This is a genomic window from Mycobacterium sp. UM_WGJ (assembly GCF_000455125.1).
Lineage (GTDB): Bacteria > Actinomycetota > Actinomycetes > Mycobacteriales > Mycobacteriaceae > Mycobacterium.
The window spans coordinates 126,307-150,697 of sequence record NZ_AUWR01000055.1 but is presented as its reverse complement, the minus strand read 5'-3'; the positions used below and the strand labels follow the sequence as shown (position 1 = coordinate 150,697).

The following is a 24,391-nucleotide window of genomic DNA, read 5'->3' as shown; positions in this document are numbered from 1 at the left end:
ATGACCGAGCCGACTGAACTGACCGCTCTGCAACTGGTCGCCGCCTACACCTCCGGTGAGCTGTCGCCGGTGGAAGCCACCGCCGCCGCTCTCGCGGCGATCAGCGAACGTGACGGCGAAGTCAACGCCTTCTGTCTGGTCGATGAAGAGGCTGCGCTGTCGGAGGCCCGTAAATCCGAGGTCCGCTGGGGCGGCAACTACACCAAGGGCCTGCTCGATGGGGTGCCGATCGCGATCAAGGACGTCTTTCACACCGCCGGTTGGCCGACTTTGCGGGGATCGCTGCTCGCCGATGCGGCGGGGCCATGGCCCGATGACAGTCCGGCGGTGGACAAGATCCGAAACGACGGCATGGTGCTGCTGGGCAAGACGACCACCCCGGAACTGGCGTGGAAGGGCGTCACCGACAGCCCCCGTACCGGCGTCACCCGCAACCCCGCCGACACCACCCGGACCGCCGGTGGCTCCTCGGGTGGCAGCGCCGCCGCCGTCGCGGCCGGAATGGCGCCCTTGGCTATCGGCACAGACGGCGGCGGAAGCATCCGGATCCCCGCGAGTTTCTGCGGGGTGGTCGGTTTCAAACCCACGCATGGCCGCGTGCCGATGTATCCGATCAGTCCGTTCGGGCCGCTGGCGCACGCCGGCCCGATCACCCGGACCGTCGAAGACGCCGCGGTGCTGATGGACATCATCGCGCTGCCGGACTTTCGCGACCCCACATCGTTGCCGGCGACTCTGACGACCTACCGTGGCGAAGTCCGGCGCGACCTGGTCGGTCTCGACGTCGCGTACTCGCCGACTCTGGGATATGCGGACGTCGACCCGCAAGTCGAATCCGCGGTGGCCGAGGCGGTTCAGGCGCTGGCCGACGCGGGATTGAACGTCTCGATAGCCGATCCCGGCTTCGCCGACCCCATCGACGCGTTCGAGGTGCTGTGGGCGACCGGGGCAGCGGGCAGTCTGCGGGGCCGAGAGAGCGACCGCGGGCTCGTCGACCCCGGCCTGGCCGACATGTGGGCCCGGGGCACGGCGGTGTCGGGCGTGGACTATCTGGCCGCACGCCAGGTCAGTGTGGATCTGGGGTTGACCATGGGCCGCTTCCACGAACGGCACAACCTCTTGATCACGCCGACCACGCCCATTGCGGCCTTCACCGCCGGCCACGACGTGCCGACCGAATCCGATATGCGGTGGTGGGCGCAGTGGACGCCGTTCACCTACCCGTTCAACATGACTCAACAGCCGGCGCTGAGCATTCCGATCGGCGCCACATCGGAGGGGCTGCCGATCGGCATGCAGATCATCGGACCCCGGCACAGCGACGATCTGGTGTTGGCGGCCGGTCTGTTCGCCGAGCGAGTCTTGGCCTGACCGGTAGATCGCGCCCTTGCCGGCCCCTCGCTAGGCCCTAGTGAAGGCCAACTGTTCCCCGACCGCACCGGCCATCCACAAGTCGTTGCATGCGGCGGCCATCTCGCTCAGGCCGTCCTCGATCGTGGCGAAGACGTTGCCGGGCACCCACCCGACATCGCCATTGACCAGCAGGTTGTTGCGGCCGTAGAATATCGCAAGGTCCGTGGCGCCCAGCGGTGAACTCGCTTGCCCGTCCGCGTCGTATCCGTAGGCGGGGTTGCCGATGTCACCGGCGTCGAAGTCGAAGAAGCAGACGTCGCCGGGGATTGGCGTGACCGTGGTGTTCTCCCGGCCCGGGCTACCCAACGGCGGCAACAGCGTGTAGACCTCGTTGCGGGCGTACTTGCCGTGAAAGGCCTGGCCGGCGACGGGCAACGCTTCCCAGACCACGGCGCAGGTCAGGGGCGCCTGCTCGTCGAGCAGGCGCGCGCGGCACGACACCCCCCGCCCGGTCAGCGTGATGGACAGGAAACGTGCCACAGCAGTCCCTTTCCTCTCCGTCCGGGTCTAGACCGGGTCGAAGACGCGGCTGGCGATGAATGTCGGTCGCGGAACGGCAGCGCCGAACGGCTCCACCAGGGTGTTGTCCACGCTGTTGTAGACGATGAAGACGTTCGAGCGCGCATACGGCGTGATGTTGCTGCTCGAGCCGTGCATGCAGTTGCTGTCGAAGAACACCGCGGACCCGGCCGGGCCGGTGATCTGGCGAATCCCGTGCTGATCGGCCAGCCAGGTCAGGCTCGCATCGTCGGGTGTGCCGATCTCCTGCTGTTTGAGCGACGAGCGGTAGTGATCCGGCGGGGTCTGACCCGGGCACGACACGAACCAACGGTGCGAACCGGGCATGATCATCAGGGATCCGTTGCTGTCCAGGTTCTCGGTGAGGGCTACCGAGACGCTGACCGCCCGAGGGCTGGGCATGCCGTCTTCAGCGTGCCAGGTCTCAAAATCGGAGTGCCAGTAGAACTCCCGGCCATTGAACCCCGGCTTGAAGTTGACCCGGCTCTGGTGCACATAGACATCGGAGCCGAGCAGTTGACGGGCCGGTCCCACCAGGCGCGGATCGGCGACCAGCGCGGCGAACGCCGGGCTGATCCGGTGCACCTCGAAGATCGACCGGATCTGGCCGCTGTCGCGCTCGCAGATCGAACGGTCGTCGGCGGCCAGCGCGGCGTCGGCCCGCAGGCGGTCGAGCTCGTTGCGCAGGTCTGCGACCACATCGGCGTCCACCAGGGTGTCGACGGCCAGAAATCCGTCGGCGTCGAACTGCGCGACACTGGCCGGGCTCCACGGCCCGCCGTTGGCTGCTGCGGTCCAGACCACCGGGTCGTGCCGGGGTTCGATACCGATCGTGACGTTATTGCGCGTGGGGTAGCGGTCGGTGAGGGTTTGGGCCATAGGAGGGGTCACGATGCCGTCTCCTGCGGATGTTCAGTGAGCAGGGGGTACGCGCCGGTGTCGTCGTGCACCTCCTGCCCGGTGACCGGCGGGTCGAATACGCACACCATGCGCAGATCGGTGTGGGCAATGACCCGGTGGTGCTCGTGACCGTCGAGCAGGTACAGGGTGCCGTCATGCAGCGGGTGCACCTCGCCGGTCTCGTCGTTGATCAGCTCACCTTCGCCGCCGACGCAGTACACCGCTTCAACGTGATTGGCGTACCACATCGAGGTCTCAGTGCCGGCGTACAGGCACGTCTCGTGCATCGAGAACCGCTGTCCGTCGCGGGCCAGCAACAGCCGCTGGCTGTTCCACGTCTTGGACTGCACGTCGCGGTCGGTGCCCTTGATCTCGGCGAGGGTACGGACAATCATCGGCTGACTCCTGAGGTGGTTGCGGTGAGTTCGCGGGCGGCGACGGCTTCGATCGACTGGGCGGCGATCATCAGACCTTCGGCTAGGTCGTCATCGTCAATGACCAACGGCGGCATCATTTTTACGACTTCGCCTTCCGGTCCAGAGGTCTCCAGCAGCAGTCCGCGCTCGAAGGCCTCGCGGCATACCGCCGCTGCCAGCTCGGGGCGTTCGAAGGCCACGCCGCGGATCAGCCCACGGCCGCGGGTGGTGACGCCGGGGATCGGGTCCACGACTTCGGTCAGCGCCTGTTCGATCAGTTCGCCCTTACGCAGTACGGACTTCTCCAAGCGGTTGTCGGTCCAGAAGTTCAGTGCGGCAGCGGCGGTCACGAAGGACGGGTTCTGGCCGCGGAATGTGCCGTTGTGCTCGCCCGGCTCCCACACGTCAAGTTCGGGCTTGAACAGCGTTAACGCCATCGGCAGCCCGTACCCGCTGATCGACTTGGACAGGCAGACGATGTCGGGAACTATTCCGGCCGCCTCGAAGCTGAAGAACGGTCCGGTGCGCCCGCAGCCCATCTGGACGTCGTCGACGATCAGCAGCAGGTTGTGGCGCTGGCACAGCTCAGACAGGCCGCGCAACCATTCCAGGCGGGCCACGTTGATTCCGCCTTCACCCTGAACGGTCTCGACGATCACCCCCGCCGGCTCATTCAGGCCGCTGCCGCTGTCATCGAGCAGACGCTCGAACCAGATGAAGTCGGGCACCACGCCATCGAGGTAGTTGTCATAGGGCATCGGCGTGGCATGCACCAGCGGGATACCGGCGCCGCCGCGCTTCATCGAGTTGCCGGTGACACTCAGCGAACCCAGTGTCATGCCGTGAAAAGCGTTGGTAAAGCTGATGATGCTCTCGCGACCGGTGACCTTGCGCACCAGTTTCAGCGCCGATTCCACCGCGTTGGTCCCGGTGGGCCCGGGAAACTGCACCTTGTAGTCGAGCTCGCGAGGCTTGAGGATCACATCGTTGAAGCGCTCCAGGAACTCGGCCTTCGCGACGGTGTTCATGTCGAGGGAGTGCACCACTCGATCCGAGTTCAGGTACTCCACTAGCGGCGCCCGCAGATCAGGGTGGTTGTGGCCGTAGTTGAGCGCTCCGGCGCCGGCAAAAAAGTCCAGATACTCCTTGCCGTTGACATCCCACATCCGGGAGCCACTGGCCCGATCGAACGTCACCGGCCAGGACCGGCAATAACTTCGTACCTCGGATTCCAGGGTTTCAAAAATCGTCATAGTTCCTCCGTCCGTCGGTCACATACAACGGAACGGAACGACAGGTCGACGTCAAACTCGTGCCGCGGGTGATCTCGGCTCGACCTACCACCCCGCTCGTATGCCCCCGGCCTAGGTCTGTCGGGGCTCACGTTTGCGCGTTCGTGACCTTACCGAGACCATTTTGTGATCTCAACCTTGCCACGCCCTCACTGGCGACGTGGGGGTACCCGAAGCGGCCCGATGCGAAACAGTTCTTCTGCCAGATGAGATTCGGCGAACAAATCCGCTCCGAACAGCACGGAACACTCCAGTGGTGCATCCCATCGCCGAGCGAAGGCGCCGAACAGTCGGCGGCTGGCCTCGTTGTCCGGTGTGATCGAGGTCTCAAGATGAGTAACGCCTCGAGTGACCTGCGTGCTCGCCAGGTGATCGAGCATCCTGCCGGCCAGGCCGGCTCCCCGGTGCGCGGCGTTGACAGCCACCTGCCAGACCATCAGGGCCTGCGGATCCTCGGGACGCCGATAGCCGGTGACAAAGCCGCCGAGTTTGTGCGGCGGTCCCAGTTTCGGCTCTCCTGCGTCGAGCCTCGCTGAACCGCCGGCCTCGCCCTCTACCTCGGCGACTACCGAGGTAGAAGCGAAATCGCGGCACCACAGCAGGTAGGCGTACGGCGAGTTGACGTCGAGAGCGGCGCTGTCGACCGCCATCTGCCATAGGGCCTGGCCGTCCGCCACAGTTGGTGTCCGAAGCCGGACATGATCCGTATCCGTCATCGTTTCGACGGTACTTGCCGGCAGGTTCAGGGCTGCGCTGGCGTGTCCGGCGGCGGCCCGGGCGGCACTCCTAGGGTCCGCAGTGCTTCGAGCGCCGAGCGGCCATCGGGCTCGGCGCTCACCGGTACCAGACGCAGGGCGGCCAGGGGGAACAGTCCGCACAGCGCGAAGGCCACGGGGTAGCCGGCGGCGCCGATCAGCGCACCGAAGAGCGGGGGAGCGATGCCCGCGGTCAGCCGTTGGGTGGTGTTCTGGATGCCCAGCGCGCGACCACTCCAGTACGGACCGGCGATCTCGGCGACAGCTGTCGAGGCCAATCCGTTGTCCAGCACGGTGATAACCGCCGCGATAACCATCGTCGCCTCGGCGAGACGCGAGTGCAGGTGATCGGCGGTCCCCAGCGCCAGCATCGCCAGCGCGCCGGCGACGGCGAGGCTGCGAATCGGCCGCAGCCGCGAGCGCACGCGATCGGACCACCGGCCGGCCGCCACCCGCCCAGCGGCGCCGAGCAACTGCGACACCGTCACCAGACCGCCCGCGGCGGCGATCGACCAGTCGGTGTCCACGATCAGCCACACCAGCATGAATGTGGCGAGAACACACTGCGGAACCATTAACAGAGCCGAAGACAAGTGGATGCGCCACAGCACCTTTGACCCGTTGTAGGGGCTGGCCAGTTCGGTGCCGGAGGCCGCCGACCGTGGCCGGCGCGGTGGATCGATGACACCGATCGCACACGCCACCGCCGCAACGGCACACAGTGTTGCCGGAAACATCAGCGCCCGCGGCAGCCCGTGCTCGGCCAGCTCGGGAATCACCTCGGCTCCCAACGCGATGCCCAACGGTTGCGCGGTCTGGCGGATACCCATCACCAGTCCGCGCTGGTGAGGCGGAAACCAGCCCGTCACCAACCGTCCGCTGGCAGTGTTGGCACTGGCGGCGGCCATACCTCCGAGAAAGAGGAAAGCCCCGACGCCGACCAGCGACTGCATCGATGCCGCCGCGAACGTGGCCAGCGCGGTCAACGCGGAACCAACACTCAACACGATCCGCTCGCCGATGCGGTCCAGCAGCGCTCCCCAGGCGAACAGGGTTAGCACCATGCCGAAGCTGGGCATCGAGGCCAGCAGGCCAGCCATTGCCAGGTTGGTTTCCCTTTTGGTCTCCAGCATCGGGATGACAAAGGCGATGCCGTTGATGAAGACGAAGGAACACAGCGTGGCCATCAGAGCGACGACCACGACCGACCAGCGAGCGGCTTTCCCGATCGGCTCGGCGGACATCCGACCATGCTTCCACAGGCCCACCACCAGGGACGCGAGCTGAGCCAATTGATGACGGATGCGTCTCTTCGCGCGACCCACTGCGCCCGGCTCCGCCGCGCTGGTGATCGGCTTGTGCTGGTTGATGGCGACCCACTGCGCCCGGCTCCGCCGCGCTTGTGATCGCCATTAGGCTTGTGCGAATGCGACTAGGCCGAATTGCCAGCCCGGACGGTGTCGCCTTCGTCAGTATTGAAGGGGACTCGGACCGGCCACACGAGATGACCGCCCGCGAGATCGCCGAGCACCCGTTTGGCACACCGGAGTTCACGGGCCGGTCCTGGCCGCTGGCTGACGTGCGCCTGCTGGCACCGATCCTGGCGAGCAAGGTGGTCTGCATCGGGAAGAACTACGCGGCCCATATCGCCGAGATGGGCGGCGCCGCACCGGCCAACCCGACGATGTTCCTCAAGCCGAACACCGCCATCATCGGGCCCAATGTGCCGATTCAGCTGCCCGCCAATGCGTCCCCCGTGCACTTCGAAGGCGAGCTGGCCGTGGTTATCTCGCGTCCGTGCAAGGACGTTCCGGCAGCGCGGGCCAAGGACAACATCTTGGGTTACACCATCGGCAACGACGTGTCGGCCCGTGACCAGCAGCAGTCCGACGGGCAGTGGACCCGGGCTAAAGGCCATGACACCTTCTGTCCGATCGGACCCTGGATAGTCACCGACGTTGACCCAGCTGACCTGGCGATTCGCACCGAGGTCAATGGGGTGGTGAAGCAGGACAGCAGGACTTCGCTGATGATGCACGACATCGGCGCCATCGTGGAGTGGATCTCTGCGGTGATGACGCTGCTGCCCGGCGACATCCTTCTGACCGGCACCCCTGACGGTGTCGGCCCCATCGAGCACGGTGACACCGTGTCTGTCTCCATCGAAGGCATTGGCGCCCTGTCCAATCCGGTTATCCGCAAAGGAAACTCGTGACCACATCTGGTGTTCGTGTTCGGTTCTGTCCGTCACCGACCGGCACGCCGCACGTCGGGTTGATCCGCACCGCCCTGTTCAACTGGGCTTACGCCCGCCACACCGGCGGAACCATGGTCTTCCGGGTGGAGGACACCGACGCCGAACGCGACAGTGAGGAAAGCTACTTGGCGCTGCTGGACGCGCTGCGCTGGCTGCATCTGGACTGGGATGAGGGACCCGAGGTAGGCGGCCCCTACGGTCCGTACCGGCAGTCGCAGCGCGCCGACATCCACCGTGATGTGGTGGTGCAGTTGCTCGCGGCCGGCGAGGCTTACGAAGCGTTCTCGACCCCCGAGGAGGTCGAGGCTCGTCACCTTGCCGCTGGCCGGAACCCCAAACTGGGCTACGACAACTTCGACCGGGAGCTGACTGCGGAGCAGCGGGCCGCTTTCCTGGCCGAGGGCCGCAAGCCGGTAGTTCGGCTGCGGATGCCCGACACCGAGCTCAGCTGGGCGGACCTGGTGCGCGGGCAGACATCCTTCCCGGCGGGCACCGTTCCCGATTTCGCGCTGACCCGCGCCAACGGGGATCCGTTGTACACGTTGGTCAACCCGGTTGACGACGCGATGATGAAGATCACCCACGTGCTGCGCGGCGAGGACCTGTTGCCGTCCACGCCACGCCAGATCGCGCTGTATCAGGCGCTGATTCGCATCGGCGTGGCTGATCGCATCCCAGAGTTCGGCCACCTGCCAACCGTTTTGGGTGAGGGCACCAAGAAGCTGTCCAAGCGTGACCCGCAGTCGAACCTTTTCGCGCACCGCGACCGCGGTTTCATCCCCGAGGGGCTGCTGAACTATCTGGCGCTGCTGGGCTGGTCTATCGCCGACGACCGCGACGTATTCAGTCTCGACGAGATGGTCGCGGCGTTCGATGTGGTCAACGTCAACTCCAACCCGGCCCGGTTCGACCAGAAGAAGGCTGACGCACTCAACGCCGAGCACATCCGGCTGCTCGACGCCGAAGACTTCAGCGCACGGTTGCGCAGTTTCCTCGACGCCCACGGACATGACACCGGCCTGGACGACACCGGCTTCGCGCTGGCCGCGGCGCTGGTACAGACCCGCATCGTGGTGCTCGGCGACGCCTGGCCGCTGCTGAAGTTCTTCAACGACTCCCACTACGAGCTGGACCCGCGGGCCGCCGCCAAGGAGCTGGGCCCGGACGCGGCTCCGGTGTTGGATGCGGCTATCGCCGCGCTGGAGGGCGTGGGGGAGTGGAGCACCGCCAATATCGAGGCCGCGCTGAAGGCCGCGCTGCTGGACGATCTGGGACTCAAACCCCGCAAGGCGTTCGGCCCGATCCGGGTCGGAGTCTCCGGCGGATTGGTCAGCCCACCGCTGTTCGAGTCGCTGGAACTGTTGGGCTCTAACCGCAGCTTGGACCGGCTGCGGAGCGCCCGGGACGGTGTTGGGGAAGCGCGATGACAACTTCGCGCTAGAAGTTTGGTAGTCTGCTCGTCGGCCCAAGAACGGCTGGCCAGTAGTGCCCCACCGGCACTCTGACCAGCGGTAATGGCCGGCCAATGGGGTATGGTGTAATTGGCAACACAGCTGATTCTGGTTCAGCCATTCTAGGTTCGAGTCCTGGTACCCCAGCAAAAGCGGTCCGCTGCAAGCGATTAGGCGGGCCGCAGGGGTTGAGCTATGCTGGCAACCCGGAAATGTTCTAGCCCCCGTCGTCTAGCGGCCTAGGACGCCGCCCTCTCACGGCGGTAGCGTGGGTTCGAATCCCATCGGGGGTACATCGCAAAAGGCCCGCACCATAAGGTGCGGGCCTTTTGCGTTCGACCGACGGCTGAGCGGGCTCAGGCACCCTTCGGAGCGGTGGAACCGGCCAGCGGCATGGCCGGCAAGCCGAGCTTGCGGTGGTCCCAGGAGCGGGTGCGCCGTGTGACGATGCGCACAGCCACCCGGTTGTTCATCATCGCGTCGACGGCGGGCTTCATCTCGTCGGTGTAGGGGCCGGTGTAGCGCTCCCAGACGCTGACGCCCACCCGGAAGATGGTGTCTGGGTCGTCGACGATCTCCGCGACGCCCTCGAAAGCCGCCCCGCGCAGCGTGTCGTACGTCTGGCCGGCTTCCAGAAGGAAGGTGACCCGCGGATCGCGGCGCAGGTTGACCGCCTTCTGGGACTTGGCCTTGGTCTCGAGCCAGATCTCGCCGTCGAGCACCGCGTACCACATCGCGGTCAGGTGCGGCTGGCCGTCGGGCCCGATGGTGGCCAAAGTTCCGGTGCGGTGGGTGTCGACGAAGTCGGCGACCTCGGCCTCGGTCATGACGATCTGTGCGCGCTGTTTGGTTCCCATCTCTGCAGTCTGTCAGGCGGGCCAGATCACCCGGCGAGCAGACGCAAAGTCCCCATTGTCGTCCACGAAATGGGGGCTTTTGTGTCTGCTCGCGGTCACAGTCGGGCCGTCAGGTCGCTGGCCGCCGCGAGCAGGTCGGCGGCCCAGCGCGCCCCCGGGCGTCGACCCATCCGGTCAATCGGGCCCGACACCGAGATCGCTGCTACCACGGTGCCGCGGCGATCGCGCACCGGCGCTGACACGCTGGCTACGCCGGGTTCGCGCTCGGCGACGCTTTGCGCCCAGCCCCGGCGGCGCATCTCTGTAAGGGTGCGGCTGGTGAATTTGGCCTCCGGCAGCACTTCCTGTTGCACGGCTGCGTCGGCGTAGGCCAGCAAGACTTTGGCGCCCGAGCCGGCGGTCATCGGCAGCCGGGCGCCGACCGGGACGGTGTCTCGCAGCCCCGCAGTCGGTTCCAGCGCCGCAACGCAGACCCGTTCGGAGCCTTCACGGCGATACAGCTGCACGCTCTCCCCGGTGATCTCTCGCAGCCGCGGCAGCACGGTCGCGCCGGCCACCCGAAGCGGATCGTCGGCGCCGACCGCCAGTTCGCTGACCGCCGGCCCGATCTGCCAGCGGCCCTCATCGTCACGCCCGAGCAGCCGGTGGGTCTCCAGGCCGGCGGCCAGCCGGTGCGCGGTGGCGCGGGGCAGGCCGGTGCGGTCGCACAGTTCAGCTAGCCCGCAGGGCGATTCGGCGATTGAGTGGAGCACCGCCACTGCTTTGTCCAGAACGCCGATACCGCTATGCTGTCCCATATACAGATACTAGCGTCTCAAAATATGGGACGGCATAGCTTGAGGGATGGCAGTGATGTTCAAGACCGAGCAGCCTCGCACCCTGGCCGAGAAGGTCTGGGCAGACCACGTCGTGGTTTCCGGCGGGGGGACCGAACCCGATCTCATCTACATCGACCTGCACTTGGTACATGAGGTCACCAGCCCGCAGGCTTTTGAGGGGCTGCGGCTGGCCGGTCGTCCGGTACGGCGCCCGGATCTGACCATCGCCACCGAGGACCACAACGTGCCGACGGTCGACATCGACAAGCCGATCGCCGACCCCGTGTCGCGTACGCAGGTCGAGACACTGCGGCACAACTGCGCCGAGTTCGGTATCCGGTTGCACCCGATGGGCGATATCGATCAGGGGATCGTGCACATCATCGGGCCCCAGCTGGGGCTCACCCAGCCCGGCACGACGGTGGTCTGCGGCGACAGCCACACCTCCACCCACGGCGCGTTCGGTGCGCTGGCGATGGGTATCGGCACCTCCGAGGTCGAGCACGTGCTGGCCACCCAGACGTTGCCGCTGAAGCCGTTCAAGACAATGGCGGTCAATGTCGACGGGAAGCTCGCCGACGGCGTTACGGCCAAGGACATCATCTTGGCGGTGATCGCCCAGATCGGCACCGGTGGCGGCCAGGGCTACGTCATCGAATACCGGGGCAGTGCCATTGAGGCGCTGTCCATGGAGGCGCGGATGACGATCTGCAACATGAGCATTGAGGCTGGCGCCCGGGCCGGCATGGTTGCCCCTGATGAGACCACGTACGAGTACCTCCGCGGACGGCCGCACGCGCCGACCGGTGCGGACTGGGACGCCGCCGTGGCGTATTGGAGCAGCCTGCGCACCGACCCGGGTGCAACGTTCGACACCGAGGTCCACCTGGACGCGGATGCGCTGACGCCGTTCGTGACCTGGGGCACCAATCCCGGCCAAGGCGTCCCGCTGGGCGCCGACGTGCCCGACCCCGAGGCCATCCCCGACGAGGCCGAGCGGCGAGCCGCAGAGAAGGCGTTGGCGTACATGGACCTTCAACCCGGCACCCCGATGCGCGATATCTCGGTCGACACGGTATTCGTCGGCTCGTGCACCAACGGTCGTATCGAGGACCTGCGTGCGGTGGCGGATGTTCTGCGCGGGCGTCAGGTTGCCGACGGCGTGCGGATGCTCGTGGTGCCGGGTTCGATGCGCGTGCGCAAACAAGCCGAAGCCGAAGGCCTCTCGGAGATTTTCATCGCCGCCGGAGCCGAATGGCGCCAGCCCGGCTGCTCAATGTGCCTGGGGATGAATCCCGATCAGCTGGAGCCGGGGCAGCGATCCGCGTCGACGTCCAACCGCAACTTCGAGGGCCGGCAGGGCAAGGGCGGACGCACCCATCTGGTGTCCCCGGTCGTGGCCGCCGCCACCGCCGTCCGTGGGACGCTGTCGGCCCCCCAGGACTTGAACTGACCGCCACGGTACTCAAAGGAGCCTAGTCATGGACGCTTTCCACACCCACACCGGAATCGGAGTCCCGCTGCGGCGGTCCAATGTCGACACCGACCAGATCATTCCCGCGGTCTATCTGAAGCGCATCACCCGGACGGGATTTGAGGACGGCCTGTTCGCCACATGGCGGACCGATCCGTCCTTCGTGCTGAATCTCAGCCCATTCGACCAAGGTTCGGTGCTGGTGGCCGGACCGGACTTCGGCACCGGATCGTCGCGGGAGCACGCGGTGTGGGCGCTACTCGACTACGGTTTCCGGGTGGTGATCTCTTCCCGATTTGCCGACATCTTCCGCGGCAATGCGGGCAAGGCCGGTCTGCTGGCGGCCCAGGTGGCCCAAGATGATGTGGAACTGCTGTGGAAAGTGATCGAGCAGAGCCCGGGGCTGGAAATCACTGTCAATCTTCAAGATCGGATTATCACCGCCGGAACGGTGGTGGTGGCGTTCACGATTGACGACTACACCGCCTGGCGGTTATCCGAAGGGCTCGACGATATAGGCCTTACGCTGCGGAAACTCGAAGAGATCGACTCATTCGAGGCAGCCCGTCCGAGCTGGAAACCGCGCACCCTGTCGGCTTCTTGAGGGCCCGCGCCGGAGCTGAATTCCGGTGGTTTCGACGTTCACGTAAGCATCCGAGGTAGCTAACCGGATTGCCGAATTCGCCCATAATCTCGTCTGAAATTGCGCGTGGCTCTTGGATATCAGTGGTATCAGGGTTTACCGTGTGCTCTAGTCGGCTCAAGTAGGGCCACTGGTTTCGGAGGGATTGGATGAACAAAGCAGAGCTCATCGAGGTGCTCACAAAGGAATTGGACACCGACCGCCGGTCGGCGACCGAAGCCGTCGAGCATTTCGTCAATGCCATTGTGCGCGCTGTCCACAAGGGTGAGAGCGTCACCATCACCGGGTTCGGCGTTTTTGAGCGTCGTCGTCGCGCCGCGCGCGTGGCCCGCAATCCCCGCACCGGTGAAACGGTCAAGGTGAAGCCCACGTCCGTCCCCGCCTTCCGCCCAGGTGCGCAGTTCAAGGCGATTGTTTCTGGCGCGCAGCGTGTCCCGTCCGAGGGTCTGGCCGTCAAGCGTGGTGCTGGTGCCAGCGCCGCGCCTGCCAAGAAGGCTCCGGCCAAGAAGGCCACCAAGGCCGCTGCCAAGAAGACTGCCGCCAAGGCTCCGGCCAAGAAAGCTGTCGCGAAGAAGGCTGCGACCAAGGCCGCGCCTGCCAAGAAGGCTCCGGCCAAGAAGGCCGCGACCAAGGCAGCCGCCAAGGCTCCGGCCAAGAAGGTTGTCGCGAAGAAGGCAGCGACCAAGGCTCCGGCCAAGAAGGCCGTGACCAAGGCTCCCGCCAAGAAGGTTGCCGCCAAGAAGGCAGCGACCAAGGCTCCGGCCAAGAAGGTTGTCGCCAAGAAGGCAGCCACCAAGGCCGTGGCGAAGAAGGCTCCGGCCAAGAAAGCCACCAAGGCTCCGGCCCGTAAGGGTCGCAAGTAGCAACGAATAGCCGAGCGCCGCGGGGTTATCCCCGCGGCGCTCGGTCGTTCATACCAGCGCTTGAGTAGCCAGCGGGCTACCGATGTGGTCGGCGGCGATCAGCCGGCCACCCGACAGTGACAGCACCCAGGTGCTGCCCTTGCGATTGCGGGATTTGTCCGGGCTGACGCCATCGCGGTCGCACCACCAGGCGATCAGGTCTGGAATCACCTTGCCTTGGGTACAGATAACGGGTGTCCCGCCCAATTTCGCGATCTCCACCACCCGGCGGCGGGCCTGCTTCGGGTGCTCAGCGTAGGACTCTTCCGTCAGCGTCGGCTCGTTGTGCACGGGCACCCCGAGTTCGGCGGCCAGTGGCTCGACCGTCTGCTCGCAGCGCACCCGGTCGGCCGCATACACCGCGCTCGCGCCGAAGGCGAGCAGCTGAGCGGTGAGCGCCTCGGCCTGTGCGCGGCCCTTCTTGTCCAGCGGCCGCTGTCGGTCATCGCCGGAGAACCGGGACCGACGCCCAGCGGTAGCGTGCCGCACGATCAGTACCGTTTGGGTGTCCGCGGGCTGCTTGGCGAACCGCCGCAGTATCTTCCGGTCATAGGCATACTGCAGTTCCTTCATCGCGGCGTCGACCGGTAGCCAGACCAGATCGTCGACCTCGTGGTTGGGGACGAAGTCTCCGCCCACCGCCTGTGCAGCCCAGTACCGGACCTTCTTGACGCCTTGGCTGACCGGATAGCGGACCGCTCCCAGTCGGCGGCCCAGCTGTGCGTGCTGGCCGGTCTCTTCCAGGATCTCGCGCACAGCTGTCACCGGCTCGGTCTCGCCGGGATCGACCTTGCCCTTGGGCAGTGACCAGTCGTCGTAGCGCGGGCGGTGGATGAGGGCCACCTCAACGGCATTGCGTCGCGTCCGCCACAGCACCGCGCCGGCGGCGTGGATGACCTTGTCTGCGGTCCCGGAGCCAATCGGCACTGTCGTTTCGAGCACCTTGCACTCCTGCAGGTCAATTCGGGCTTTGCGGGCGGTGGGCCGGGGGTCAGGGATTGCGGTGTCGTTCCATCAGCGACGCCTGGTGATCGCACACGGTGGCGCCGGCTTGCGGTTCCGCTGTCCACTGGCCGTCGGGTCCGAGCTCCCAGCTGCGGGTGGCCGGATCCATTGCGGAGTCGAACACGTCGCCCAATTGTGTGGTCAGCCGCGGGTTCTTCACCTGCACCATCACTTCGACCCGGCGATCGAGATTGCGGTGCATCATGTCGGCGCTGCCGATCCAGAATTCGTCGATGGCGCGGAAGTGGATGATGCGCGAGTGCTCCAGGAAACGACCGAGAATCGATCGGACGAGGATGTTTTCGGAAAAGCCCTCGACCCCGGGCCGCAGTGCGCAGATACCGCGAACGAACAATTCAACTTGCACACCCGCGCGAGAGGCGCGGTAGAGCGCGTCGATCACCTGCTCGTCGACCAGTGAGTTGAGCTTGAGCCGGATCCGTCCGTTGCCGGAGTGGCGGTGCGCCGCGACCTCACGTTCGATGCGTTCGATGATCCCGGTCCGGACACCGTGTGGTGCCACCAACAGGTTGCGATAGGCGACTTTCCGCGAATAGCCAGTCAACGAGTTGAACAGGTCGGTCAGGTCGGCACCGATGTCCGGGTCGGCGGTGAGCAGCCCCACATCTTCATAGAGGCGAGCGGTCTTGGAGTTGTAGTTGCCGGTTCCGATATGGCAGTAACGCCGGATCGTGGACCCTTCGCGACGCACGACGAGGCAGACCTTGCAGTGGGTTTTCAGTCCGATCAGGCCGTACACCACGTGCACGCCGGCCTGCTCCAGCTTGCGGGCCCACTTGATGTTGGCCTGCTCGTCGAAGCGGGCCTTGATCTCGACGAGTGCCACCACCTGCTTGCCGGCCTCTGCCGCGTCGATCAGCGCGGTGACGATCGGTGAATCACCGGAGGTGCGGTAGAGCGTCTGCTTGATCGCCAGCACGCCCGGGTCGGCCGCAGCCTGTTCGATGAACCGCTGCACGCTGGTGGCGAACGAGTCGTAGGGGTGATGTACCAACACATCGCCCTCCCGCAGGGTGGCGAAAATGCTTTTGGGGGTTTCCCGTTCGGCGAACGCCGGGTGGGTGGCCGGGACGAAGGTGCGGTCCTTGAGATCGGGCCGGTCCTGGCCGTAGACCTGCCACAGCGATGACAGGTCCAGGAGGCCGGGCACCTCGATGACGTCACCGGGGTCCACGTCGAGCTCCCGCAACAGCAACTCCAGCATGTGCTCGGTCATGTCGTCGGCGACCTCGAGGCGAACCGGCGACCCGAACCGGCGCCGCGCCAGCTCGCGTTCCAAGGCCTGCAACAGGTCTTCATCGCGGTCCTCTTCGACCTCGAAATCGGCGTTGCGGGTGATGCGGAACGCGTGATGCTCGACGATCTCCATGCCGGGGAACAACACCGGCAGGAACGCCGCGATCAGCTCCTCCATCGGCAAGAACCGGACCTCGTCACGGCCGTCGCCGCCGTTGGCGCGGGCGTCAAGTTCGACGAAACGGTCGACGTTGTCGGGGACCTTGACCCGCGCGAAGTGACTGCCGCCGTCCTCGGGGCGCTTTACCGTCACCGCCAGGTTCAAGCTGAGCCCACTGACGAACGGGAACGGGTGGGCCGGGTCGACCGCCAGCGGTGTCAGCACCGGGAACACCTGCTCGTGGAAGTACACCGACAGCTGGTCGCGCTCGGCCGGTAGGAGATCGGCCCACGTGACCACGTGGATGCCTTCGGCGGCAAGCGCAGGGCGGACGGAGTCGAGGAACACCCCCGCATGGCGGGTGGCGATCTGCTGGGTCCGTTCCCCGATGCGGCGCAATTGCTCACGGGGGGTCAGGCCGTCGGCCGAGCGCACCGACAGACCCATCTCATCGCGGCGTTTGAGGCCGGCGACTCGGACCATGTAGAACTCGTCGAGATTGGAGGCGAAGATCGCCAGGAACTTGGCCCGCTCCAGCAGCGGCAAGGAGGTGTCGGCGGCCAGCGCCAGCACTCGCGCGTTGAAGTCCAGCCAGCTCAGTTCCCGGTTGAGATAGCGGTCCGCGGGCAATTCGTCGGTATAGCCGGCCGGAAGAGTCTCGGTGGCAGCGGGAGGGGCGGTCGGAGCGGCGTCGCGCGTATGCCGGTCAGTCGTGTCGCTACGCGTCTCAGTGAGTTCGCTGCCCTCGATTTCGTCCACTCCGAAATCATTGCTCATACCGCGTGCCGCTGCCACCGGACTTGGCAAGTGCAAGCGCACGGGCCGTTGCCGTGCCCACGCCGAGTCGTCGTGCCACCGCCAGATCTTCCGGTGTGTCGATGTCACAGCGCAGGCCGGGCCAGGCACCGGTCAATTCCAGCGCTCCCGATTGGCGGTGACGGTTCGAGGAATCCCGGCCGAAGCGGGGGTCCAGGGCGGTGCCGAAAGCGAAGAGCGCGGCGGTACCCATTCCATGCCGGTCAGCGACGAAGCTGCGCTGGTGGGTTCGTGCCGAGGCGATCGCCTCATCGAGTTCGTAGGATTGCAAAGCTGGCAAATCACCTTGCAACACAACGATGTTCGGTACGGACTCGGTCACCGCGGCTTCGGCCGCAGCGAGCGCGTTGTTCAGCGGGTCGTCGTGACCGTCTGGCGTCGGGTCCTCCAACACCTCGGCTCCCAGTTCGGCGGCGGCCGCAGCGGCCGCCTCGTCGGGGGTGACCACCGTGATGTGCTCCAGTCCGCGGGCGGCCGAAGCCGCACTGATGGTGTCCACCAGCATGGCCAGCACTACGGCTTCGCGCAGCGGTGCGGGAAACGCCGGCGCCAGCCGGGTCTTGGCCACACTGAGCCGCTTGACGGCAATGACCAGGCCGATGCCGGATACCTCAGCCGGTGCGGAGTTCACACATCACATCCTGCCAGCGTCGGGCTAGGAGTTCCGCGCGCTGGGTCGTTGGCGGTGACCCGCTTCGCCCGGCTCCGCCGCGCTTGCGATCACCGCTGGGTCGTTGGCGGTGACCCGCTTCGCCCGGCTCCGCCGCGCTTGCGATCACCGCTAAGGTGATGCGCCTATAGGGAGGTGGTGTGCGATGGGCGGCTCCGAGGGCACGGTCGCAGTGATGGGCGCGGGCGCGTGGGGGACGGCTCTGGCCAAGGTGCTCGCCGACGCCGGCAGCGACGTCAGACTCTGGGCACGCCGGCCCGACATCGCCGCGCAGATCAACGAGACCCGGCGCAACCCCGACTATCTGCCGGGTTTTGAGGTTCCCGAGGCGGTGCGCGCCACCAGTGACCCGGCCGAGGCGCTGGACGGCTTGACCACCGTGGTGCTGGCCGTGCCGGCGCAGACGATGCGGGCCAATCTCCAAGCATGGACGCCGCACCTGACCGACAGCGCCACGCTGGTCAGCGTCGCCAAGGGCATTGAGCTGGGCACGCTGATGCGGATGAGCCAGGTGATCACGGCGGTGACGGGATTCGATCCCGGTCAGGTCGCGGTGGTGTCCGGTCCCAACCTGGCGGCGGAGATCGCCGCCGGACAGCCCGCTGCGACCGTGGTGGCCTGCACGGACTCCGGTCGTGCGGTGGCACTTCAGCGGATGCTCAACACGGGATACTTCCGGCCCTACACCAACTCCGACATCGTCGGCACCGAGATCGGCGGGGCCTGTAAGAACGTCATCGCCTTGGCCTGCGGGATGGCGGCCGGAGTGGGGCTGGGTGAGAACACGGCGGCCGCCATCATCACCCGGGGTCTGGCGGAGATCATTCGTCTGGGAGTCGCGCTGGGGGCTAAGGGCTCCACCCTGGCCGGCTTGGCGGGAGTGGGCGATTTGGTGGCCACCTGCACATCCCCGCACTCACGCAACCGCTCGTTCGGCGAACGGCTGGGCCGCGGCGAGGAGATGCCACCGGTGCCCGGGTCGGCCGGATTGCAGAGCACCTCCGACGGCCATGTCGTCGAAGGCGTGACATCGTGCCAGTCGGTGCTGGCCCTGGCGATGAGCTACGACGTGGAGATGCCGCTGACCGATGCCGTGCACCGGGTTTGCCACAAAGGGTCGTCAGTCAACGAGGCGGTGGCGCTGCTGCTGGGACGTCGCACCAAACCGGAGTAACCGGCCTCCGGTTTATGGGGCGGTCCAGCTTCGCCTCTCCTCCGTCGAGGCTCGCTAACCGCTGGACTTGATGGGGCGGTCCAGCTTCGCCTCTCCTCCGTCGAGGCTCGCTAACCGCCCGGTAGCCTCTGGCGTGTGAATTCCCACGAACGCACCCGCGTGGCCGTCGTCTTCGGCGGCCGCAGCAGCGAGCACGCCATCTCCTGCGTCTCGGCGGGCAGCATCCTGCGCAACCTGGATCCGCAACGCTTCGAGGTCGTCGCAGTAGGTATCACCCCGGAAGGGGCGTGGGTGCTCACCGACGGCAACCCCGAGACGCTGGCCATCACCGACCGCAAGCTGCCCGCGGTCAGCACGGACTCCGGCGCCGAACTGACGCTGGCGGCCGACCCGCAGCGCGCCGGTCAGCTTGTCGCGTTCTCCGCCGCCGGGCCGGCGGAGGTGCTGGAGTCGGTTGACGTGGTGTTTCCGGTGTTGCACGGCCCGTACGGCGAAGACGGCACCGTGCAGGGACTGCTGGAGTTGGCCGGCGTGCCCTACGTCGGCGCCGGGGTGCTGGCCAGCGCGGCGGGCATGGACAAGGAGTTCACCAAGAAGCTGCTGGCTGCCGATGGCCTGCCGATCGGTCCCTACGCGGTGCTGCGGCCCGCCCAGGAGACACTGTCGACCGACGATCAGGAACGTCTCGGGCTGCCGCTGTTCGTCAAACCGGCGCGCGGCGGGTCCTCGATCGGGGTCAGCCGGGTCACGTCGTACGACGAACTGCCCGCGGCGATCGCCGAGGCGCGCCGGCACGACCCGAAGGTCATTGTCGAGGCCGCGATCGTCGGCCGTGAAATCGAATGCGGGGTACTCGAATTCCCCGACGGCTCCCTGGGAGCCAGCACGGTGGGGGAGATCCGGGTGGCCGGCGTGGCCGACGGTGACGACTCGTTCTACGACTTCGCCACCAAGTACCTCGACGACGCGGCCGAACTCGATGTGCCCGCCAAGATCGACGACGATATCGCCGAAGCCGTGCAGCAGTTGGCGATTCGGGCGTTCGCCGCCCTGGACTGCCAGGGGCTGGCCCGGGTGGACTTCTTCTTGACCGACAGCGGCCCGGTGATCAACGAGATCAACACCATGCCCGGGTTCACCACGATCTCGATGTACCCGCGGATGTGGTCGGCCAGCGGCGTGGACTACCCGACGCTGCTGGCGACGATGGTCGACACCGCCCTGGCTCGCGGTGTGGGCTTGCGCTGACGCCAGCGTGCTCCTAGCGCGGCGGACCCGGGCGGATCGGGACCGCGGCGACGGTGTCGGCGATCAGATCCGACACCTCCTGAATCGGCGTGGGACCGGAACCCGGCGGCAATGTCAGCGCCAGATAGACCTTCCGGTCCACCACATACCAGGTGGCGCGGTCGCCTTCGCGGACTTCGAACCACTGCACGTGATCGACCACCTGGATGGGGGAGCCCACCACGAAGTCGGCCGGCCGGTCCAGCCCACAGCGCAACACCACGGCTTCGCCGTCGTCGGCGGTCCAGGCGGCCGCTCCCTGCGGTGCGGGTGCGGCGAGTTCGGCGCGCTGATAGTCGCCCAGCTGAGCCGGTAACGCCGCGAGGAGGGCGCGGCAGTCTTCGCTGTCGGCCTGCGGAGCAGGCACGGTCGCGACCGGGACCGGTCCAGCCGGCCGCTTGCCCGGGTGGTGTAGCGCAGCCACCGTCAGTGCCGCCCCTACCGCGGCGACGGCGACCACCAGCGCGATGAGCAGCGCCAGTCGCGGTGGTCCGTCCGCGTCGTTGTCCGTGGTCAAGCCCCGCCTACCGTTCTGATCACACCTACACTCCAGGCTGTGCGCGGTAACGAGCCCACGCTGGGTCAGCTTGGAGAGTTTCCCATGATCGACCGGCTGGTGGCCGGGCGACATCAGCCCGACACCACCCAGTTGGGTCCCGGAGACGATGCGGCGGTGGTGCGCTGTGCCGACGGCCGAGCTGCGGTGTCCACCGACATGCTGGTAGAAGGCCGCCATTTCCGGCTGGATTGGTCAACCCCGCAACAGGTCGGGCGCAAGGCGATCGCGCAGAACGCCGCCGACATCGAGGCGATGGGTGCCCAGCCCACCGCGTTCGTCGTCGGCTTCGCAGCCCCGGCGCACACTTCTGCCGCCGATGCCATCGCCCTGGCCGACGGGATGTGGGCCGAGGCGGAGCGCCTCGGCGCCGGCGTGGTCGGAGGTGATCTGGTCCAGGCCGACTGCTGGGTGGTGTCGGTGACGGTGCTGGGCGATCTGGCCGGCAGAGCCGCGGTGCTGCGGTCGGGGGCGCGGCCCGGCGCGACCCTGGCGGTGGCCGGGGAGCTGGGCCGCTCGGCAGCCGGGCTGAGGCTGTGGGATGACGGCGTGGACTCAGCAGAATTCACGGAGTTCCGGCGTCGCCACCTGGTCCCGGAGCCGCCGTACGGGCAGGGCGCGGCGGCCGCCGAGGCGGGGGCGCAGGCCATGACCGATGTCTCCGACGGCCTGATCGCCGATCTGGGGCACCTGGCCGCCGCGTCGCAGGTGACGCTGGATGTGTCCACAGTGGCGCTGGCGGCCGATTATCGAGCCTTGGCGCCCGCGGCCGCTGCGGTCGGTGCGGACGCGTGGGCATGGGTTCTGGGCGGGGGAGAGGACCACGCCCTGGTCGCCGCGTTTCCCGGACAGGTGCCGCCCGGTTGGCGGGCCATCGGCCAGGTGCTACCCGGACCGGCGCGTGTGCTGGTCGACGGAGCGGTGTGGGACGGAGAGGCGGGCTGGCAATCGTTTGATTCCAGCGCCCCATTACGTTGAGACACCATGACTGCTCGTCCACTTCCTGAACTTGTCGAAAGCGGTTGGGCCACCGCACTGGCGCCGGTGACCGAGCACGTCGCCGCACTGGGGCAGTTTCTGCGCGAGGAGACGACGTCCGGACACGGCTATCTGCCCGACGGGCAGAACATCTTGCGTGCCTTCACGTTTCCGTTCGACAACGTCAGGGTGTTGATCGTCGGGCAAGACCCGTATCCGACACCCGGCCACGCGGTAGGTCTGAGCTTCTCGGTCGCACCGGATGTTCGGCCCCTGCCACGCAGCCTGGAGAACATCTTCACCGAGTACACCGCGGATCTGGGCTATCCCAAGCCGTCCAACGGCGATCTGTCCGCGTGGGCGCAGCGGGGTGTGTTGCTGCTCAACAGGGTGCTCACCGTGCGACCGGGCACGCCGGCGTCACATCGCGGCAAGGGCTGGGAGGCCGTCACCGAATGTGCGATCCGCGCGTTGGTGGCCCGCAATCAGCCGATGGTGGCGATTTTGTGGGGACGCGACGCGGGGACGCTCAAGCCGATGTTGTCCGACCGTTGCGTCGCGATCGAATCACCGCATCCGTCGCCACTGTCGGCGTCGCGCGGGTTCTTCGGATCGCGTCCGTTCAGCCGCGCCAATGACCTGCTGGCGCAGATGGGGGCCGAGCCGATCGACTGGCGACTGGAGTAACGCGGCTCGAGTGGTCGCGCATGCCGAAGAGGGACCGGTGTCCCCGCGCTCGACAAAAAGGGCGAACTTAGCCGCGGACGACCTTGCCGGCCTTGATGCACGAGGTGCAGGCGTTCAGGCGCTGCTTGTTACCGCCGGGACGCGCGGCGTGCACGACCTGAATGTTCGGGTCCCACCGACGGCTGGTCCGACGGTGCGAGTGGGATACCGACTTACCGAAGCCGGGGCCCTTTCCGCAGATATCGCACACGGCAGCCATATGTGACACTCCTCAAAACGTCTGCTTGAGGGCCAACAACCTCAGCGGGTGGCCCGACAACCTGATCAGGATACCCGCCCGGCGGGGCAACCACCAAAACGCCCCATCCCCGCCGGACGGACGTGACCTGTGCTGTCGTCCGGAGTGATTAGGCTTGCGGCCACCGGAGGTGGTGGCAGGAAGGTGGGTGCAGGTGGGCAACCCCGATCGTCGGCTGGATGCGGCGACCTTGCGGGACTGGGCACACACCGCCGTCGGTGACCTGATCACCCACACCGACGAGATCAATCAGCTCAATGTCTTCCCGGTCGCCGATTCCGACACCGGAACAAACATGCTGTTCACGATGCGTTCGGCCCTGGCCGAGGCCAACACCGAGGCCGCCTCCGGCGAGGTGGGACGGGTCGCGGCTGCCCTGTCTTCGGGGGCGCTGCACGGGGCGCGCGGCAACTCCGGGGTGATTTTGTCGCAGATCCTGCGCGGCCTGGCCGATGTGACCGCAGCCGACACCGGCGTCAGCGTCATCGACTCCGCCCTGCTCGGCGCCGGTCTGCGACACGGGGTCGAGCTGGTGGTGAGCTCGATGGGCGGACGCGAAGTCCCAGGCACCATCGTGTCGGTGTTGCAGGCTGCCGCGGGCGCCGTCGAACGGTGTGCGGCCAGCGGAGCCGAGTTGGGTCCGGCACTGGTGGCCGGCTCCGACGCGGCTGCTCAGGCGCTGGAGGCGACCACCGCGCAGCTCGACGTGCTTGCCGAGGCCGGGGTGGTCGACGCGGGCGGCCGCGGCCTGCTGGTGCTGCTCGACGCGCTGCGATCGACGATCACCGGGCAGGCTCCCGTGCGGTCGGTATACCAGCCTGCGCCGTCCCCGCGGCCTCCGGAGGCCGGGACCGAGGCCCCCGCGCCGCATTTCGAGGTCATGTACCTGCTGGGCGAGTGCAGCCCCGAAGACACCGAAGCCCTGCGGGAGCGGCTGAACCAGCTCGGAGAATCGGTGGCCATCGCCACCGCGGGGGTGGTCGGCGGATATTCGGTGCACGTGCACACCGATGACGCCGGTGCTGCCGTCGAGGCGGGCCTGGCCTTCGGACGGCCGCGGCGTATTCAGATCTCGGCCCTGGCCGGGGCCGCCGGGCCGTCCCCGGGCAGCTGGGCCCGGGAGCGTGCGGTGCTGGCCGTGGTCGATGGCGACGGCGCCGAGGCACTGTTCGACTCCGAAGGCGCCTGCGTGCTGCGGCCCGACCCGCACAGGGCCGAACCGGTGATGATGGTCAGCGCCCAGCAACTGTTGCGGGCGGTGGTGGACACCGGTGCAGCGCAGGTGATGCTGCTGCCCAACGGCTACGTCGCCGCCGAGGAGCTGGTGGCGGGCTGTACCGCTGCCATCGGCTGGGGTGTCGATGTGGTGCCGGTGCCGACCGGCTCGATGGTGCAGGGGTTGTCGGCGTTGGCGGTCCACGATCCTGGCCGGCCGGTCGTCGATGACGGCTACACCATGGCCCGGGCTGCCGGCAGCACCCGGCTGGGATCGGTGCGGATCGCGACCGAACAAGCGCTGACCTGGGCCGGTTCCTGCCGCCCCGGCGACGGCCTGGGCATCGCCGGCGACGAGGTGCTGATCGTGGCGCGCAATGTCGGGGCCGCCGCGATCGGCCTGATCGACCTGCTGCTGGCGGCCGGCGGTGAGCTGGTGACGGTGCTGCTCGGGGCGGGCATCGAAGGGTTGGAAGAAGATGTCATGGACGTCTTGGCCCGGCACGTGCATGACCAGCACCCGGGAACCGAACTGGCGACCTACTTCACCGGGCATCGGGGGGACGCGTTGCTGATCGGGGTCGAGTAGCG

Annotated in this window: 24 protein-coding genes and 2 tRNA genes; 13 read left to right on the top strand and 13 right to left on the bottom strand. The window is 67.1% G+C overall.

Annotated features, from left to right (window positions below; translation table 11 throughout):
• Nucleotides 1-1,371, top strand: a complete 1,371-nt coding sequence (locus N416_RS0116940; RefSeq protein ID WP_024443294.1) for an amidase — start codon at nt 1-3, stop codon at nt 1,369-1,371.
• A 30-nt stretch (nt 1,372-1,401) separates the two neighbouring features.
• Here the strand turns inward: N416_RS0116940 and N416_RS0116935 are convergent, their stop codons facing one another.
• From N416_RS0116935 to N416_RS0116910, 6 genes are all read right to left on the bottom strand, one after another.
• Nucleotides 1,402-1,893, bottom strand: coding sequence for a DUF3830 family protein (locus N416_RS0116935; RefSeq protein ID WP_024443293.1), 492 nt, complete (start codon nt 1,891-1,893; stop codon nt 1,402-1,404).
• Between the two features lie 27 nt (nt 1,894-1,920).
• On the bottom strand, nt 1,921-2,811 hold the full coding sequence (gene thpD, locus N416_RS0116930) for an ectoine hydroxylase (protein ID WP_024443292.1): 891 nt from the start codon (nt 2,809-2,811) through the stop codon (nt 1,921-1,923).
• Nucleotides 2,812-2,819: 8 nt separating this feature from the next.
• Nucleotides 2,820-3,227, bottom strand: coding sequence for an ectoine synthase (locus N416_RS0116925; RefSeq protein WP_024443291.1), 408 nt, complete (start codon nt 3,225-3,227; stop codon nt 2,820-2,822).
• On the bottom strand, nt 3,224-4,501 hold the full coding sequence (gene ectB, locus N416_RS0116920) for a diaminobutyrate--2-oxoglutarate transaminase (RefSeq protein ID WP_024443290.1): 1,278 nt from the start codon (nt 4,499-4,501) through the stop codon (nt 3,224-3,226). The genes N416_RS0116925 and ectB overlap by 4 nt, the downstream gene beginning before the upstream one ends.
• 188 nt (nt 4,502-4,689) lie before the next feature.
• Nucleotides 4,690-5,256: a GNAT family N-acetyltransferase gene (locus tag N416_RS0116915; protein WP_024443289.1), complete on the bottom strand. Its 567-nt coding sequence runs from the start codon at nt 5,254-5,256 to the stop codon at nt 4,690-4,692.
• 26 nt (nt 5,257-5,282) lie between these two features.
• Nucleotides 5,283-6,539 carry an MFS transporter gene (locus N416_RS0116910; protein ID WP_024443288.1) on the bottom strand — a complete coding sequence of 419 codons (1,257 nt, stop codon included), beginning with the start codon at nt 6,537-6,539 and terminating at the stop codon, nt 5,283-5,285.
• A 182-nt stretch (nt 6,540-6,721) separates the two neighbouring features.
• Between N416_RS0116910 and N416_RS0116905 the strand changes: the two genes are divergently transcribed.
• From N416_RS0116905 to N416_RS0116890, 4 genes are all read left to right on the top strand, one after another.
• Nucleotides 6,722-7,510 (top strand): fumarylacetoacetate hydrolase family protein, encoded by a 789-nt coding sequence (locus N416_RS0116905; protein ID WP_024443287.1) that lies wholly within the window; start codon nt 6,722-6,724, stop codon nt 7,508-7,510.
• Nucleotides 7,507-8,979: a glutamate--tRNA ligase gene (gene gltX, locus N416_RS0116900; RefSeq protein WP_081654608.1), complete on the top strand. Its 1,473-nt coding sequence runs from the start codon at nt 7,507-7,509 to the stop codon at nt 8,977-8,979. The genes N416_RS0116905 and gltX overlap by 4 nt, the downstream gene beginning before the upstream one ends.
• A 99-nt stretch (nt 8,980-9,078) precedes the next feature.
• Nucleotides 9,079-9,150, top strand: a tRNA-Gln gene (locus N416_RS0116895).
• 73 nt (nt 9,151-9,223) lie between these two features.
• Nucleotides 9,224-9,296 (top strand) — tRNA-Glu (locus N416_RS0116890).
• 63 nt (nt 9,297-9,359) lie between these two features.
• On the opposite strand, the gene N416_RS0116885 is transcribed toward N416_RS0116890, so the two are convergent.
• Nucleotides 9,360-9,860 carry a pyridoxamine 5'-phosphate oxidase family protein gene (locus N416_RS0116885; RefSeq protein ID WP_024443285.1) on the bottom strand — a complete coding sequence of 167 codons (501 nt, stop codon included), beginning with the start codon at nt 9,858-9,860 and terminating at the stop codon, nt 9,360-9,362.
• 95 nt (nt 9,861-9,955) lie between these two features.
• Entirely contained in the window at nt 9,956-10,657 is a 702-nt protein-coding gene (locus N416_RS0116880; protein WP_024443284.1) for an IclR family transcriptional regulator, read from the bottom strand.
• A gap of 55 nt (nt 10,658-10,712) precedes the next feature.
• On the opposite strand from N416_RS0116880, the gene leuC reads away from it, so the two are divergent.
• The 3 genes from leuC (at nt 10,713) to N416_RS0116865 (ending at nt 13,658) form a co-directional block, all read left to right on the top strand.
• Nucleotides 10,713-12,131 carry a 3-isopropylmalate dehydratase large subunit gene (gene leuC / locus N416_RS0116875; protein WP_036458328.1) on the top strand — a complete coding sequence of 473 codons (1,419 nt, stop codon included), beginning with the start codon at nt 10,713-10,715 and terminating at the stop codon, nt 12,129-12,131.
• 28 nt (nt 12,132-12,159) lie between these two features.
• Nucleotides 12,160-12,756: a 3-isopropylmalate dehydratase small subunit gene (gene leuD, locus N416_RS0116870; RefSeq protein WP_024443282.1), complete on the top strand. Its 597-nt coding sequence runs from the start codon at nt 12,160-12,162 to the stop codon at nt 12,754-12,756.
• A 188-nt stretch (nt 12,757-12,944) separates the two neighbouring features.
• A complete protein-coding gene (locus N416_RS0116865) occupies nt 12,945-13,658 on the top strand; it encodes an HU family DNA-binding protein (protein WP_024443281.1) in 714 nt (237 codons plus the stop codon).
• 48 nt (nt 13,659-13,706) lie between these two features.
• Here the strand turns inward: N416_RS0116865 and N416_RS0116860 are convergent, their stop codons facing one another.
• From N416_RS0116860 to cofC, 3 genes are read right to left on the bottom strand one after another with little or no spacing between them, the layout of a single operon-like run.
• Nucleotides 13,707-14,639, bottom strand: a complete 933-nt coding sequence (locus tag N416_RS0116860) for an NUDIX hydrolase (RefSeq protein WP_051190295.1) — start codon at nt 14,637-14,639, stop codon at nt 13,707-13,709.
• Nucleotides 14,640-14,688: 49 nt separating this feature from the next.
• Nucleotides 14,689-16,896, bottom strand: a complete 2,208-nt coding sequence (locus N416_RS0116855; protein ID WP_024443279.1) for an RNA degradosome polyphosphate kinase — start codon at nt 16,894-16,896, stop codon at nt 14,689-14,691.
• Nucleotides 16,886-17,566, bottom strand: coding sequence for a 2-phospho-L-lactate guanylyltransferase (gene cofC / locus N416_RS0116850; RefSeq protein ID WP_024443278.1), 681 nt, complete (start codon nt 17,564-17,566; stop codon nt 16,886-16,888). The genes N416_RS0116855 and cofC overlap by 11 nt, the downstream gene beginning before the upstream one ends.
• A gap of 184 nt (nt 17,567-17,750) precedes the next feature.
• Here cofC and N416_RS0116845 point away from each other — a divergent pair, with 184 nt between their 5' ends.
• A complete protein-coding gene (locus tag N416_RS0116845; RefSeq protein ID WP_024443277.1) occupies nt 17,751-18,779 on the top strand; it encodes an NAD(P)H-dependent glycerol-3-phosphate dehydrogenase in 1,029 nt (342 codons plus the stop codon).
• Between the two features lie 135 nt (nt 18,780-18,914).
• The gene (locus tag N416_RS0116840) at nt 18,915-20,027 is read left to right on the top strand and encodes a D-alanine--D-alanine ligase family protein (protein ID WP_024443276.1); all 1,113 of its coding nucleotides are present in this window, start codon (nt 18,915-18,917) and stop codon (nt 20,025-20,027) included.
• A gap of 13 nt (nt 20,028-20,040) precedes the next feature.
• Here the strand turns inward: N416_RS0116840 and N416_RS0116835 are convergent, their stop codons facing one another.
• The gene (locus tag N416_RS0116835; RefSeq protein ID WP_024443275.1) at nt 20,041-20,583 is read right to left on the bottom strand and encodes a DUF3515 domain-containing protein; all 543 of its coding nucleotides are present in this window, start codon (nt 20,581-20,583) and stop codon (nt 20,041-20,043) included.
• Nucleotides 20,584-20,622: 39 nt separating this feature from the next.
• On the opposite strand from N416_RS0116835, the gene N416_RS0116830 reads away from it, so the two are divergent.
• Entirely contained in the window at nt 20,623-21,600 is a 978-nt protein-coding gene (locus N416_RS0116830) for a thiamine-phosphate kinase (protein WP_024443274.1), read from the top strand.
• A 6-nt stretch (nt 21,601-21,606) separates the two neighbouring features.
• The gene (locus N416_RS0116825; protein WP_024443273.1) at nt 21,607-22,287 is read left to right on the top strand and encodes a uracil-DNA glycosylase; all 681 of its coding nucleotides are present in this window, start codon (nt 21,607-21,609) and stop codon (nt 22,285-22,287) included.
• A gap of 67 nt (nt 22,288-22,354) precedes the next feature.
• Here the strand turns inward: N416_RS0116825 and rpmB are convergent, their stop codons facing one another.
• Nucleotides 22,355-22,546 carry a 50S ribosomal protein L28 gene (gene rpmB, locus N416_RS0116820; protein ID WP_024443272.1) on the bottom strand — a complete coding sequence of 64 codons (192 nt, stop codon included), beginning with the start codon at nt 22,544-22,546 and terminating at the stop codon, nt 22,355-22,357.
• A gap of 193 nt (nt 22,547-22,739) precedes the next feature.
• Between rpmB and N416_RS0116815 the strand changes: the two genes are divergently transcribed.
• Nucleotides 22,740-24,389: a DAK2 domain-containing protein gene (locus N416_RS0116815; RefSeq protein WP_024443271.1), complete on the top strand. Its 1,650-nt coding sequence runs from the start codon at nt 22,740-22,742 to the stop codon at nt 24,387-24,389.
• Nucleotides 24,390-24,391 lie beyond the last annotated feature (2 nt).

Excerpts from the sequence above, each read along its gene's own strand:
- N416_RS0116940 (WP_024443294.1), top strand. The coding sequence starts at position 1 with ATGACCGAGCCGACTGAACTGACCGCTCTGCAACTGGTCGCCGCCTAC.
- thpD (WP_024443292.1), bottom strand. The coding sequence starts at position 2,811 with ATGGCCCAAACCCTCACCGACCGCTACCCCACGCGCAATAACGTCACG.
- N416_RS0116925 (WP_024443291.1), bottom strand. The coding sequence starts at position 3,227 with ATGATTGTCCGTACCCTCGCCGAGATCAAGGGCACCGACCGCGACGTG.
- ectB (WP_024443290.1), bottom strand. The coding sequence starts at position 4,501 with ATGACGATTTTTGAAACCCTGGAATCCGAGGTACGAAGTTATTGCCGG.
- N416_RS0116915 (WP_024443289.1), bottom strand. The coding sequence starts at position 5,256 with ATGACGGATACGGATCATGTCCGGCTTCGGACACCAACTGTGGCGGAC.
- N416_RS0116910 (WP_024443288.1), bottom strand. The coding sequence starts at position 6,539 with ATGTCCGCCGAGCCGATCGGGAAAGCCGCTCGCTGGTCGGTCGTGGTC.
- N416_RS0116905 (WP_024443287.1), top strand. The coding sequence starts at position 6,722 with ATGCGACTAGGCCGAATTGCCAGCCCGGACGGTGTCGCCTTCGTCAGT.
- N416_RS0116885 (WP_024443285.1), bottom strand. The coding sequence starts at position 9,860 with ATGGGAACCAAACAGCGCGCACAGATCGTCATGACCGAGGCCGAGGTC.
- N416_RS0116880 (WP_024443284.1), bottom strand. The coding sequence starts at position 10,657 with ATGGGACAGCATAGCGGTATCGGCGTTCTGGACAAAGCAGTGGCGGTG.
- leuC (WP_036458328.1), top strand. The coding sequence starts at position 10,713 with ATGTTCAAGACCGAGCAGCCTCGCACCCTGGCCGAGAAGGTCTGGGCA.
- leuD (WP_024443282.1), top strand. The coding sequence starts at position 12,160 with ATGGACGCTTTCCACACCCACACCGGAATCGGAGTCCCGCTGCGGCGG.
- N416_RS0116865 (WP_024443281.1), top strand. The coding sequence starts at position 12,945 with ATGAACAAAGCAGAGCTCATCGAGGTGCTCACAAAGGAATTGGACACC.
- N416_RS0116855 (WP_024443279.1), bottom strand. The coding sequence starts at position 16,896 with ATGAGCAATGATTTCGGAGTGGACGAAATCGAGGGCAGCGAACTCACT.
- N416_RS0116845 (WP_024443277.1), top strand. The coding sequence starts at position 17,751 with ATGGGCGGCTCCGAGGGCACGGTCGCAGTGATGGGCGCGGGCGCGTGG.
- N416_RS0116825 (WP_024443273.1), top strand. The coding sequence starts at position 21,607 with ATGACTGCTCGTCCACTTCCTGAACTTGTCGAAAGCGGTTGGGCCACC.
- rpmB (WP_024443272.1), bottom strand. The coding sequence starts at position 22,546 with ATGGCTGCCGTGTGCGATATCTGCGGAAAGGGCCCCGGCTTCGGTAAG.